At 72.0% G+C, this 11671-nt stretch carries 13 protein-coding genes; 3 read left to right on the top strand and 10 right to left on the bottom strand.

What is annotated here, in order from left to right; genetic code table 11:
- Positions 1–4: 4 nt before the first annotated feature.
- Positions 5–766, bottom strand: coding sequence for an alpha/beta hydrolase (locus OG448_RS11455; RefSeq protein ID WP_405553278.1), 762 nt, complete (start codon positions 764–766; stop codon positions 5–7).
- Between the two features lie 464 nt (positions 767–1230).
- On the opposite strand from OG448_RS11455, the gene OG448_RS11450 reads away from it, so the two are divergent.
- Complete coding sequence (locus OG448_RS11450) at positions 1231–1584, top strand: ATP-binding protein (RefSeq protein WP_405553276.1); 354 nt, start codon at positions 1231–1233, stop codon at positions 1582–1584.
- A 126-nt stretch (positions 1585–1710) separates the two neighbouring features.
- On the opposite strand, the gene OG448_RS11445 is transcribed toward OG448_RS11450, so the two are convergent.
- The 5 genes from OG448_RS11445 to afsQ1 all read right to left on the bottom strand — a co-directional run bounded on the left by OG448_RS11445 (position 1711) and on the right by afsQ1 (position 5722).
- On the bottom strand, positions 1711–1914 hold the full coding sequence (locus OG448_RS11445) for a PspC domain-containing protein (RefSeq protein WP_030806720.1): 204 nt from the start codon (positions 1912–1914) through the stop codon (positions 1711–1713).
- A gap of 122 nt (positions 1915–2036) precedes the next feature.
- The gene (locus OG448_RS11440; protein ID WP_405558767.1) at positions 2037–2717 is read right to left on the bottom strand and encodes a VanZ family protein; all 681 of its coding nucleotides are present in this window, start codon (positions 2715–2717) and stop codon (positions 2037–2039) included.
- Positions 2718–2856: 139 nt separating this feature from the next.
- Positions 2857–3468, bottom strand: coding sequence for a hypothetical protein (locus OG448_RS11435; protein ID WP_405553275.1), 612 nt, complete (start codon positions 3466–3468; stop codon positions 2857–2859).
- The gene (locus OG448_RS11430) at positions 3465–5048 is read right to left on the bottom strand and encodes an ATP-binding protein (protein ID WP_405553273.1); all 1584 of its coding nucleotides are present in this window, start codon (positions 5046–5048) and stop codon (positions 3465–3467) included. The genes OG448_RS11435 and OG448_RS11430 overlap by 4 nt, the downstream gene beginning before the upstream one ends.
- Positions 5045–5722 (bottom strand): two-component system response regulator AfsQ1, encoded by a 678-nt coding sequence (afsQ1, locus tag OG448_RS11425; RefSeq protein ID WP_158707462.1) that lies wholly within the window; start codon positions 5720–5722, stop codon positions 5045–5047. Before afsQ1 ends, OG448_RS11430 begins: the two co-directional genes overlap by 4 nt.
- Before the next feature lie 271 nt (positions 5723–5993).
- On the opposite strand from afsQ1, the gene OG448_RS11420 reads away from it, so the two are divergent.
- Positions 5994–6773, top strand: a complete 780-nt coding sequence (locus OG448_RS11420) for a SigE family RNA polymerase sigma factor (protein WP_405553271.1) — start codon at positions 5994–5996, stop codon at positions 6771–6773.
- Between the two features lie 220 nt (positions 6774–6993).
- Here the strand turns inward: OG448_RS11420 and OG448_RS11415 are convergent, their stop codons facing one another.
- Entirely contained in the window at positions 6994–7629 is a 636-nt protein-coding gene (locus tag OG448_RS11415) for a uridine kinase (protein ID WP_405553269.1), read from the bottom strand.
- 127 nt (positions 7630–7756) lie between these two features.
- Between OG448_RS11415 and OG448_RS11410 the strand changes: the two genes are divergently transcribed.
- Positions 7757–8179, top strand: coding sequence for a hypothetical protein (locus OG448_RS11410; protein ID WP_405553267.1), 423 nt, complete (start codon positions 7757–7759; stop codon positions 8177–8179).
- Positions 8180–8240: 61 nt separating this feature from the next.
- On the opposite strand, the gene OG448_RS11405 is transcribed toward OG448_RS11410, so the two are convergent.
- The 3 genes from OG448_RS11405 to deoC are packed head-to-tail and all read right to left on the bottom strand — an operon-like array spanning position 8241 to position 11555.
- Positions 8241–9155: an aldehyde dehydrogenase family protein gene (locus OG448_RS11405; protein ID WP_405553265.1), complete on the bottom strand. Its 915-nt coding sequence runs from the start codon at positions 9153–9155 to the stop codon at positions 8241–8243.
- Positions 9148–10584 carry an aldehyde dehydrogenase family protein gene (locus OG448_RS11400; RefSeq protein WP_405553263.1) on the bottom strand — a complete coding sequence of 479 codons (1437 nt, stop codon included), beginning with the start codon at positions 10582–10584 and terminating at the stop codon, positions 9148–9150. The genes OG448_RS11405 and OG448_RS11400 overlap by 8 nt, the downstream gene beginning before the upstream one ends.
- Positions 10585–10589: 5 nt before the next feature.
- On the bottom strand, positions 10590–11555 hold the full coding sequence (gene deoC / locus OG448_RS11395) for a deoxyribose-phosphate aldolase (protein WP_405553262.1): 966 nt from the start codon (positions 11553–11555) through the stop codon (positions 10590–10592).
- Positions 11556–11671: the final 116 nt, after the last annotated feature.

Here is an 11671-nt window from a genome sequence, read left to right as displayed (position 1 = left end):
CCGTCTACTTACGCAGCGACTTCCCGAATCCCGACGCCAGTGGCATCCGCAGCCCTATCGGCGGCGGTGCCGCGAGCGCGTCCTCCACCGGGCGGGACAGCGGGCTGCCGAACAGGGCGCCCAGGGCGAAGTCCACGGTCAGCGCCAGTACTTCGTCCCGGTGCTGGTGCAGCGCGTGACCGTCGGAGTGCACCTCGAACCGGCACACCTCCCGGTTCACCTTCTTCGCGCGGGCCGCCAGCCTGAACGACAGCTCCGGGTCGCACCGTTCGTCGTTCGTGCCGTGCGCGATCAGCACCCGGCGCCCCACCAACTGCTTGACCGGCTCGTCGGCTTCACCGCCCTCCTCCGGCAGCCAAGGCGCGATCGCCACCACGGAGTTGACCGCCTCGTGGCCCCCCGCGCCCAGCGCGGCCCGGCCGCCCATGTCCACCCCGACCAGGCACACCGGTACGTCCCCGTACCGCCGCACCACCTCGTCCGCGGCCCAGTTCGCGTCCGCCGCGAGGTGGGCCTCGGTACCGTTCCAGCCGCGGTAGCGGTAGTGGACGGGGTGGACGGCGAGCCCTTCCTCCCGGCCGGCCCGGGCCAGGCTGCGGGCCAGGGCGCGGACGAAGGTGCCGGGCAGGAACGGGGACGGACGGCGGGTGGAGACCTCGTCCCCGCCGGGGAGCACCAGCACCGCTCCGCTCACCGCGCCCGGCACGGGGCCGACCGCCTTTCCCAGCCTGGCCGTCCGGACCGGCGTCGTCGCTTGCTGTCCCATGGCAGAACACTGTCAGAAGGCGAGGTGTACGAAACCCTTCCCGGCGGTCACCATTGCGTATCGACGCGCACGGGGTACGGATCGCGCCACTGTGTGAACGGCCGGAATGCGACGTCCTGTCGAGGACTCCGGCCGCACGCTCGATTTCCGGTGCCCGTTCTGAAGTCAATGCGATGAAATCAAGGTTCATTCCTTTCGATGAACGCTCCACGGCGGCCCAGGACTTCACCCACCCCGGATGGGAACGACGGCCGTCCGAACGGCCGTTCCCGCACGCCGCTGTCACCAGCGCGTATACGGGAAGAGAGTGGCTGTATTACTTATCGTGCGCCCGAAAAATACGTACAGGCATTCACAGTCCGTCCGCATTTCGGTGATTGCGGTGGGCGGCCCGTGATGTTTACGGTCATGGACCGCTCGGATCATCCGTGATCCATGTCTCCGCATTCAAGGACGCATTCGCCATGAAGCAGTCTGCTGCCAAGACCCTCGGTGTCGCCGCCCTCGGTGCCGCTTTCGCCGCCGCCGGTGCGGGCGCTGCCGACGCGGCTCCGCTCGCCCCGGACGCCCTCCCCGTCGTGGGTTCCGTCGCCCACACGCTGCCGGCCGCGAACGTCACCCAGGCGCTGCCCGGCGCCGTCGAGGCCGTCTCCCAGGGGCAGGGTGTGATCGGTGGCGGGCTGAACACCGCGCGCCCCGCCCTGCAGAAGGTGCTCGCCCAGGGGCCGACCGCCCCCGTCGCCGGACTGCTCGGCGGTCTGCCGCTGCAGGGCCTGCCCACCCACGGCCTGGGCCTCAACGGCATCCCGCTCGGCTGACACCCGCCTCGCGCACTGCTCCCCACGCGCGAGGCCCACGCACGACGCCGCCGAGGCCGTCCGGCGCTCTCCGGGACGACCTCGGCGGCGTTTCGCGTACGCGGAAACCGGCCGGGTGGCGCTCACTCACCAGGCGGTGGTGCGGGCCTTGTCCTCGGAGGGCAGCAGGATCCACAGGGCTATGTAGAGCAGGAACTGCGGGCCGGGCAGCAGGCAGGACACCAGGAAGATCACCCGCATCGTTCCCGCCGACATACCGAAACGCCGGGCCAGCGCGGCGCACACGCCGCCGATCATGCGGCCGTTGGTGGGGCGGGCAAGGGCGGTCATGGCGGGCTCCTCCGTCGTCGTCGGCCCGCGACCGGGCCGCCTGCCGGGGCGGGCCGAGTGCCGCGCCCCCGTCTGTCGTCGTATGCCCAACGGTACGGAGACGAAGCGGGAGAAGCATCACTCTAAGGGGCGATACCGACCCTGGGAATCGTCGGGGTCCGCCCCTGAGAAAGCTCCCCGCGCACGCTCACCGCACCAGCGGCCGGACCCGAACCCCCGGCCCCGCCGGCCCGGTCCGCCCCGCGCGCCTCCCCGGCCGGATACCGGTCGCAACTCCCGGACACACCCCCGGAGATGTCCTCGGGGGCGCCCCCGAACCCGCCACGGCCGCCAAGTCCCCCACGACGCCCGTACCCCTCCTCCGACACGCCGCCCCGGCCCAGTCGCCGCCGCAGCCACGCCCGCCCCGCCGGGACCACCGCCAGATGGGTCAGCAGCACCCCCGCGGTGTTCAGCAGCAGCACGTCCACATCCACCACCCGCCCCGGCACCCCGGTCTGCAACAGGGCGATGCCCAGGGAGATCAGGGCGCCGGCGGCGGCCGTACGGAACAGGGAGGCCAGCCCGGAGACGCTGAGCCTGCCGTCCGCCATCGGCAGCAGGACACCCAGCGGGGCCAGCAGCGCCAGGCCCTCGCCGATGCGGAGGCCCGCCTCGGGCCAGCCCAGCGTCAGGTCGGCGCGCAGCCCGGCCAGCGGGCGGAGGTTGGCGGGGCGTACCCACGGCACGTCCAGGGGCCGCAGCGTCAGCCAGGCGACGAGCGCGAGATGCGCGACGAGGAGGATTGCCCCGGTCACTCGGATGCGGTTCGCGGCGCTGCCGCCGATGGAGCCTTGACGCTGCACGTCCACCAAGACGCCACGCCGCGCGCGATCGGTTCCGTTTCGGCGCCCCCCGCCCCGGTGAGGCGTGCGCCACACGCGCACCGGGCAGTGCCCCGCCTCAGTTCAACGCGACGGAGCCGGACGGGGGCCGAACCCGGCCCGGATGGTCGCGCAGGTCCTCCGTGCACTCGTACCGGCGCGGCGCGGCCGGGGCCGGACCCGCGAGGATCACCGAGCCGTCGCCCTCCGCCGCGGCCGAGTCGGAGAAGGTGCACACCACCTGGGCGAGCGCGGGGGAGCCCAGCTTGTCCGGGGCGGTGCTCAGCCGCAGCGCCTCCTCGGGCTCCTCGCGGCCCGGACCGGTGACGGTGATGCCGCCCGGCACCCGGGTCTGGTAGCCCGCCGCGCGCTCCCCGGCGGAGGGCGCCGAGGCGAGCTGGTCCAGCAGGCCCTGCGCGACCATGACCCGGCGCCGCGCGTCCGGCGTGCCCTCCGGCACCCGCACCGCCCGGTCCACGGTCACCAGCGAGGCCCCGCACAGCAGGAACACCTGCACCGGAACCCCCTCCGGCGACTGCGTGGCCTGCCCGGACCCGGCCGGCGAACACGGCAGCCGCGACGGCGCCCCGCCGAAGTCGGTCGGCACCTCCGTCGGCCGGATGCCGCACCCGGTGAGCAGCGCGCCCAGCAGCGGCAGCGCCAGCAGTCCTCGTACCGCCCGCCCGCTCACGCGCCCTCCCCGCCGCTGCCCCCGGCCAGGGAGTCGCCCTTCTCGTCGTCGCCGGGCTCCTCCGTCAGGCGGGAGGCGTCGCGCGGCAGCCGGAGCGTGAACACCGCGCCCCCGTCGGGGGAGTTGGCGGCCGTGATCTCCCCACCGTGGATGTGGGCGTTCTCCAGCGCGATGGAGAGGCCGAGTCCGCTACCCTCCGAACGCGGCCGGGACGCACTGGCCTTGTAGAAGCGGTCGAAGACGTGCGGCAGCACCTCCTCGGGGATGCCCGGCCCGTGGTCGCGTACCGCGATCACCAGGTCGTCGCCCTCGATGCGGACCGAGACCCGCACCGGGGAGCCGCCGTGCTTGAGGGCGTTGCCGATCAGGTTGGCGAGGATGACGTCCAGGCGGCGCGGGTCGAGCCGGGAGTGGATGCCGCGTTCGGCGTCCAGCTCGACCGCGTCCAGCCAGGCGCGGGCGTCGATGCAGGCGGTGATCTGGTCCGCGAGGTCCACGTCGTCCAGGACCAGCCGGGCGGTGCCCGCGTCGAAGCGGGTGACCTCCATCAGGTTCTCGACCAGGTCGTTCAGCCGCCGGGTCTCGCTGACCACCAGGCGCACCGCGGGCTCGATCATCGGGTCGATGCCGCCGCCCTCGAACCCCAGCTCGTCCTCCAGCACCTCCGTCACGGCGGTGATGGCGGTCAGCGGGGTGCGCAGCTCGTGCGACATGTCGGCGACGAAGCGGCGGGAGGACTCGTCACGGGCGGCCATGTCCGCGACCCGCTTCTCCAGCGCCTCGGCCGCGTTGTTGAACGTCCGTGACAGGTCGGCGAGTTCGTCCGTGCCGGTGACCCGCAGCCGGGTGTCGAGCCGGCCCTCGCCGAGTCTTCGCGCGGCAACTCCCAGCCGGTGCACGGGCTTCAGCACGGTGGTGGCGGCGGCCTGCGCGAGCAGCGCCGAGCCGATCAGGGCGAGCCCGGTGGCGATCCCCAGCGACCAGGCCAGGGAGTTGAGGTCCTTGGCCTCCGGCTCCAGCGACTTCGCCATGTAGCCGGTCGAACCGCCGTCGACCACCTTCGTCCCGGCCACCAGGAAGGGCGTGCCGCGCTCGGTGACGCGCTGCCAGTACAGGTGATACGGAGACTTGTTGGAGCCGCTCGTCTTCTGCCGCTTGTTCACCGCGGCGCGCAGCGACGGGGGCACGTCCTTCAGCGAGAAGCCGCTCAGGCCTCCCGAACCGCCGTACACCGTGCGGCCGTCGGGGTCCTGGGCGACCAGCAGCACGCTGAAGCGCTGGCTGCTGCCCGCCATCTGACCTGCGGCGCGCTGGAGTTCGTCCTGCGTGGGATGTGCGGGCAGCGCGCCCGCGCGGTTCTGCATCTCCTGCCGGAAGTCGCGCAGCACCGCGTCCTGGGCGCGGGTGAGCACCGCCTCCCGGTTGAGCCAGTACGCGATGCCCGACGCGGACACCGCGGCCGTCAGCGCGACCAGCCCGAAGACCAGCACCAGCCGCAGCCGCAGGCTGGTGAAACGAAGTCCGGCCAGCTTCCTCCCCCGTTCGGCCGTCCAGCGGCCGAATCCCCCGCGCTCGCTCACTGAGGGGCGTCCAGGCGGTAGCCGACACCACGGACCGTGCGGATCAGGGTGGGCGAGGACGGCACGTCCTCGACCTTCGCCCGCAGCCGCTGCACACACGCGTCCACCAGGCGCGAGTCGCCCAGGTAGTCGTGCTCCCACACCAGTCGCAGCAACTGCTGCCGGGACAGCGCCTGGCCCGGCCGGCGGCTCAGCTCCAGCAGCAGCCGCAGCTCGGTCGGGGTGAGCTGGAGGTCCTCGCCGTTCTTCGTCACGGTCATCGCGGAACGGTCGATGACGACGCTGCCGAAGGTCGCCGAGTCGCTGGACTCGCGCTCCCCGCGCCGCAGCACGGCCCGGATACGGGCGTCCAGTACGCGGCCCTGCACCGGCTTGACCACGTAGTCGTCGGCGCCGGATTCCAGCCCGACCACCACGTCGATGTCGTCGTTCCGCGCGGTCAGCAGGATGATCGGCAACTGGTCGGTGCGCCGGATGCGGCGGCACACCTCGAACCCGTCGATGCCGGGCAGCATCACGTCCAGCACGATCAGGTCAGGGCGCTGCTCACGCAGCAGCTTCAGGCCGTCCTCGCCGCTCGCGGCGGTGGCGACCCGGTGCCCCTGGCGCGTCAGGGACAGCTCAAGGGCCGTACGGATGGCGTCGTCGTCCTCGATCAGCAACAGGGAAGGCACGGGCTCATTCTGGCCCATGCACCGCCCGTCGTACGACCCGTGCCGCCCCGGGTTCTTCCGCGGCGGACGCGAGCCGGACACCGCGTACCAAACCGCCCTCTCCCACTTCCCGGCCGCCGGAACCGGGCACGACCCGCCCACGACGGCCCCTGTGACAGGTCTGTGACAGTCGGCGGACACGGCCATGAAGGACGCTCGGCAAGCTTTTCGGCAGGCGGGAGAGCACCACCGGCCACGCCGAGCACCGGAAGTCCACGACGGGGAGCGCGAGATGAACACGCCACACGGCATGAGCACCAGCGCAGTGGTCACGCGTCTGCACGACGCACACCGGGGGGCAGAGAATTCCGGGAAGTCCGGTGCCGGGACCACGCTGCCGCCTCACGGCCGCGAGTCCCAGGGAGTACGGGGGTGCGCCCGCGGCACCGGGCGTCAGCACACCGGTTACATGACGGTGGTCGACGCCCGCACGGGGGAGGGGCACGGGGGAAGCGCGCACAGGGAGGAACCGGGGGAGCGTCGCTCGCTGACGGAGGCGGAGTTCACCGCCTACGTCCAGGAGCGCCGCGCCTCCCTGTACGCGACCGCCTACCACCTGACCGGTGACCGCTTCGAGGCCGAGGACCTGCTCCAGAGCGCGCTGTTCTCGACCTACCGGGCGTGGGAGCGGATCAGCGACAAGGCCGCGGTCGGCGGGTACCTCCGCCGCACCATGACCAATCTGCACATCAGCGCGTGGCGCCGCCGCAAGCTGAACGAGTACCCGACCGAGGAACTGCCGGAGACGCCCGCCGGTACGGACGCGATGCGCGGCACCGAGCTGCGCGCCGTCCTGTGGCAGGCGCTCGCCCGGCTGCCCGAGCCGCAGCGCACCATGCTGGTGCTGCGGTACTACGAGGGCCGTACCGACCCGGAGATCGCCGACATACTCGGCATCAGCGTCGGCACGGTGAAGTCCAGCATCTGGCGCTCGCTGCGGCGCCTGCGCGAGGACGAGGTCCTGAGCTTCGGCCGGGACCACGAGGACGCCTTCGGCGAGCTGGTGGCCTGAAGGACGGGTCCGTCGGGGGACGGACCCACGGGGGAACGGGGGGGAACGAGCCGTCACGGCTCGGCCCGAGGGGAAACGGGGAATCGCGGGGGCCCACCGGGGGGAGGGTCCGCGCGAGAACCCGCAAGGGGAAACACGGGGGAACAACCGGGGGAACGCCGGAAGCGGGGCTGGACGGCTGGGGGGCCGTACAGTCCCGCTTCTTCATGTCCGCGCCCGGTTACGCCGCCGTCTGCTGCCGCGCCTGCCGGCCCGCCGCGGCCGCCGCCATCCGGCTCAGCGCCTCGTCGCGGTCGCAGGCGTGCGCGCCCAGGGCCACCTGGCGGGACACGATCGAGCGTTCCGCGCGCAGCAGCCGCCAGCCCCGGCGCAGCAGGAACGGCACCGACTTGCGCCCCTCCTTCAGATCGCGCAGGAAGCGGCGCCGGAACGTGGTGACCGGACCCCGGGTCAGACACAGCGCGTCCGCCAGCACTCCCAGCTCACGGCAGCGCTCGACGATCTCCGCCGCGAAGATGCCCTCGGCGATGAACAGCGGGGTACGGCCGATGTTCAGGGTGTCCTCGCCGGTACGTGCGCTCGACGAGATGTCGTACACCGGCACCGGGGTCGCGCCGGACGCGCACAGGCGGGCGATCGCCGCGAGGGCCACGTCGGCGTCCCAGGACAGCGGATGGTCCCAGTCGATGTCCGAGCTTCCGTCCACCAGCGGCAGGGTGGGGTCGTCGCCCTCCTTGTAGAAGTCGTCGAGGCGCAGCACGGGCAGCCCGGAGAGGGCGGCGACGAGTGACTTGCCCGAACCGGAGGGGCCGCACAGCAGCACCACACGGGCGGGGGACGGGGGATGGATGCTCACGGAACACCAGTTTGACGCATGGTGGCCGTGCTGCCGACCCCGCGGGTTCGCTTTGGAGTGCGCGTCACACCTCAACTACTCTACGTGTCGACCGTATTACCCTGCGCACCAGAAGGCGGCACCACCGATGGCCCGACACTCCGCACCCCGGTCTCCCCGTCAGCCCGCCGCACGGCGCGCCCTGATCGCCCTCGCGTCGGCCGGGGCCGCCCTGGCGGCGGGGGCGAGCACGGCCCACGCCGACGCGGCCGCGCCGCTGGTGGACGTGCCGCCGCTGCGCTCCGCCGACCTCGGCGACATCGATCCGCAGTCCGGGGTGAAGGCGCTGACCACGTCGGTCGGTTACACCACCGGCACCGTCGCCGGCCTCAAGCCCAACCCGCTGGCCGGCACCGGCACCGACCCGCTGAACAACGGCATCGGTACCACCGTCGCCGACTTCAAGCCGCTCAACACCCAGGCCCTGACCGCCCCCATCGCCCAGGCCCCGTCCATGGGCGCGGTCCCGGTCGTCGGCCAGACCCTGGGCCTGCTCACCCCCAAGGGCTGACAAGCGCGAAAGCCGCGCCGTCCCCTTCGCCATGAAGGGGGCGGCGCGGCTCCGTGTGCGGTCAGTACGACGAACCCGACGCGCCCAGCGCCCCGGTGGGGTGCCAGACCGTCTTGGTCTCCAGGAAGGCCGTCATCCGGTCGATGCCCGGCGTCGCCGTGTAGTCCACAGGCTGTGGACGGAGAACCCGCTTGAGGTTGTCCGCCGCCGCGATCTCCAGCTCCTTGGCCAGCTCCGCGTCGGCGCCCGCGAGGTCGATCGCGTTGACGTCCTGGTGCGCGGCCAGCGGCGCGCCCAGCTCGGCCGTGCCGCCCGACAGGATGTTGACGACACCGCCCGGCACGTCGGAGGTGGCCAGCACCTCGCCGAGCGACAGGGCGGGCAGCGGGGCCTTGGCGGAGGCGACGACGACCGCGGTGTTGCCGGTGGCGATCACCGGGGCCAGCACCGAGACAAGGCCCAGGAAGGACGAGTCCTGCGGGGCCAGCACCGCGACCACACCGGTGGGCTCGGGCGAGGAGAGGTTGAAGTACGGGCCCGCGACCGGGTTGGCGCCGCCCAGGACCTGGGCGATCTTGTCGGTCCAGCCCGCGTACCAGACCCAGCGGTCGATGGCCGCGTCCACGACGGCGGCGGCCTTCGCCTTGGACAGGCCCTCGGCCCCGGCGACCTCGCGGACGAACTGCTCCTTGCGGCCCTCCAGCATCTCGGCCACCCGGTACAGCACCTGGCCGCGGTTGTACGCGGTCGCGCCGGACCAGCCGCCGAACGCCTTGCGCGCGGCCACGACCGCGTCACGGGCGTCCTTGCGGGAGGCCAGCGGGGCGTTGGCCAGCCAGTTGCCCTTGCCCGCCGCGCCGGCGGCTGATGTATTCGTGGTCACTTCGTACACCCGGCCGCTTTCGGAGCGGGGGAACTTGCCCCCGACGTACAGCTTGTAGGTCTTGAAGACGGAAAGTCGGGTGGCATCAGACATCGAGGTACGCCTCCAGGCCGTGGCGGCCGCCCTCGCGGCCGAAGCCCGACTCCTTGTAACCGCCGAAGGGCGAGGTCGGGTCGAACTTGTTGAACGTGTTGGACCAGACGACCCCGGCGCGCAGCTTGTTCGCCACGGCCAGGATGCGGGAGCCCTTCTCGGTCCAGATGCCCGCCGACAACCCGTACTGGGTGTTGTTGGCCTTGGCGACGGCCTCGTCCGGGGTGCGGAAGGAGAGGACCGACAGCACCGGGCCGAAGATCTCGTCGCGGGCGATGGTGTGCGCCTGGGTGACGTTCGTGAACAGCGTCGGCGCGAACCAGTAGCCGGAGGACGGCAGTTCACAGGCCGGGGACCAGCGCTCGGCGCCCTCCGCCTCACCCTTCTCCGCCAGCGCGGTGATCCGGGCCAACTGCTCGGCGGAGTTGATCGCGCCGATGTCGGTGTTCTTGTCCAGGGGGTCGCCGAGGCGCATCGTGGACAGGCGGCGCTTGAGGGCGTCCAGCAGCTCGTCCTGGATCGACTCCTGGACCAGCAGCCGCGAGCCCGCGCAGCAGACCTGGCCCTGGTTGAAGAAGATGCCGGTGACGATGCCCTCGACGGCCTGGTCGATGGGCGCGTCGTCGAAGACGATGTTGGCGCCCTTGCCACCCAGCTCCAGCGTGAGCTTCTTGTCGGTGCCCGCGACCGTGCGGGCGATCTCCTTGCCGACGGCCGTGGAGCCGGTGAAGGCGACCTTGTTCACGTCCGGATGCGCGACCAGCGCCGCGCCCGCGTCGCCGTAGCCCGGCAGGATGTTGACGACACCCTTGGGCAGGCCCGCCTGGCGGCAGATGTCCGCGAAGAACAGGGCGGACAGCGGGGTGGTCTCGGCGGGCTTGAGGACGACCGTGTTGCCGGTGGCCAGCGCGGGGGCGATCTTCCACGCCAGCATGAGGAGGGGGAAGTTCCAGGGGATGACCTGGCCGGCGACGCCCAGCGGGCGGGGGTTCGCACCGAAGCCGGCGTGGTCGAGCTTGTCGGCCCAGCCCGCGTAGTAGAAGAAGTGGGCGGCGACCAGGGGGAGGTCCGCGTCGCGGGTCTCCTTGATCGGCTTGCCGTTGTCCAGCGTCTCCAGGACGGCCAGCTCGCGGCTGCGCTCCTGGATGATGCGGGCGATGCGGAACAGGTACTTGGCGCGCTCGGAGCCGGGCAGCGCCGACCACGTCCCGAACGCCTTGCGAGCGGCCTTGACCGCGCGCTCCACGTCCGCCTCACCGGCCTGCGCGACCTCGGAGAGGACCTCCTCGGTGGCGGGGGAGACGGTCTTGAAGACCTTGCCGTCGGCCGAGTCGGTGAACTCGCCGTCGATGAAGAGGCCGTAGGAGGGGGCGATGTCGACGACGGCGCGGGACTCCGGCGCCGGTGCGTACTCGAAGAGGGAACCCATGGTGATCAGTCCACCGTCACGTAGTCGGGGCCGGAGTAGCGGCCGGTGGCCAGCTTCTGACGCTGCATCAGCAGGTCGTTCAGCAGCGAGGAGGCGCCGAAGCGGAACCAGTGGTTGTCCAGCCAGTCCTCGCCCGCGGTCTCGTTGACCAGGACCAGGAACTTGACCGCGTCCTTGGTCGTCCTGATCCCGCCCGCGGGCTTCACGCCGACCTGGACGCCGGTCTGGGCGCGGAAGTCGCGCACCGCCTCCAGCATCAGCAGGGTGTTGGCGGGGGTGGCGTTGACGGCGACCTTGCCGGTGGACGTCTTGATGAAGTCCGCGCCCGCCATCATGCCCAGCCAGCTCGCCCGGCGGATGTTGTCGTACGTCGACAGCTCGCCGGTCTCGAAGATGACCTTCAACCGGGCGCTGGTCCCGCAGGCTTCCTTCACGGCGGTGATCTCGTCATACACCTTGAGGTAGTCGCCCGCGAGGAACGCGCCCCGGTCGATGACCATGTCGATCTCGTCGGCGCCCGCCGCGACCGCGTCCCGCACGTCGGCCAGCTTCACGCCGAGGGCGGCGCGGCCGGCCGGGAAGGCGGTGGCGACCGAGGCGACCTTGACGCCTGAACCGGCGACGGCCTCCTTGGCGACGGCCACCATGTCGGGATAGACACAGACGGCTGCGGTCGTCGGGGTCGTCCGGTCCGTGGGGTCCGGGTGGACCGCCTTGGCGCCGAGCGCCCGGACCTTGCCGGGGGTGTCCGCGCCTTCCAGCGTGGTCAGGTCGACCATCGAGATGGCGAGGTCGATGGCGAACGCCTTCGCGGTGGTCTTGATGGAACGGGTACCGAGCGCGGCGGCACGCGCCTCCAGGCCAACCGCGTCGACGCCGGGCAGCCCGTGGAGAAAGCGGCGCAGCGTGCTGTCGGACGCGGTGACGTCGGCGAAAGCCTTTGCGGGGGATGCGGTGGTGGGCATGGTCACCAGACGAGCATATCTACGCGCGTAGCGGCTGTATAGCCCCAGGGGTGGGGTTGTGCGGGGTCACACCGCCGCAGGTCACGGATGCGTTCCTCTATCGGGCCAGGTGGTGGTGGTCG

Source organism: Streptomyces sp. NBC_01171 (assembly GCF_045039805.1).
Taxonomy (GTDB): domain Bacteria; phylum Actinomycetota; class Actinomycetes; order Streptomycetales; family Streptomycetaceae; genus Streptomyces.
Note: the sequence above shows the minus strand (reverse complement) of the source record. Positions and strands in the feature narration are given on the sequence as shown.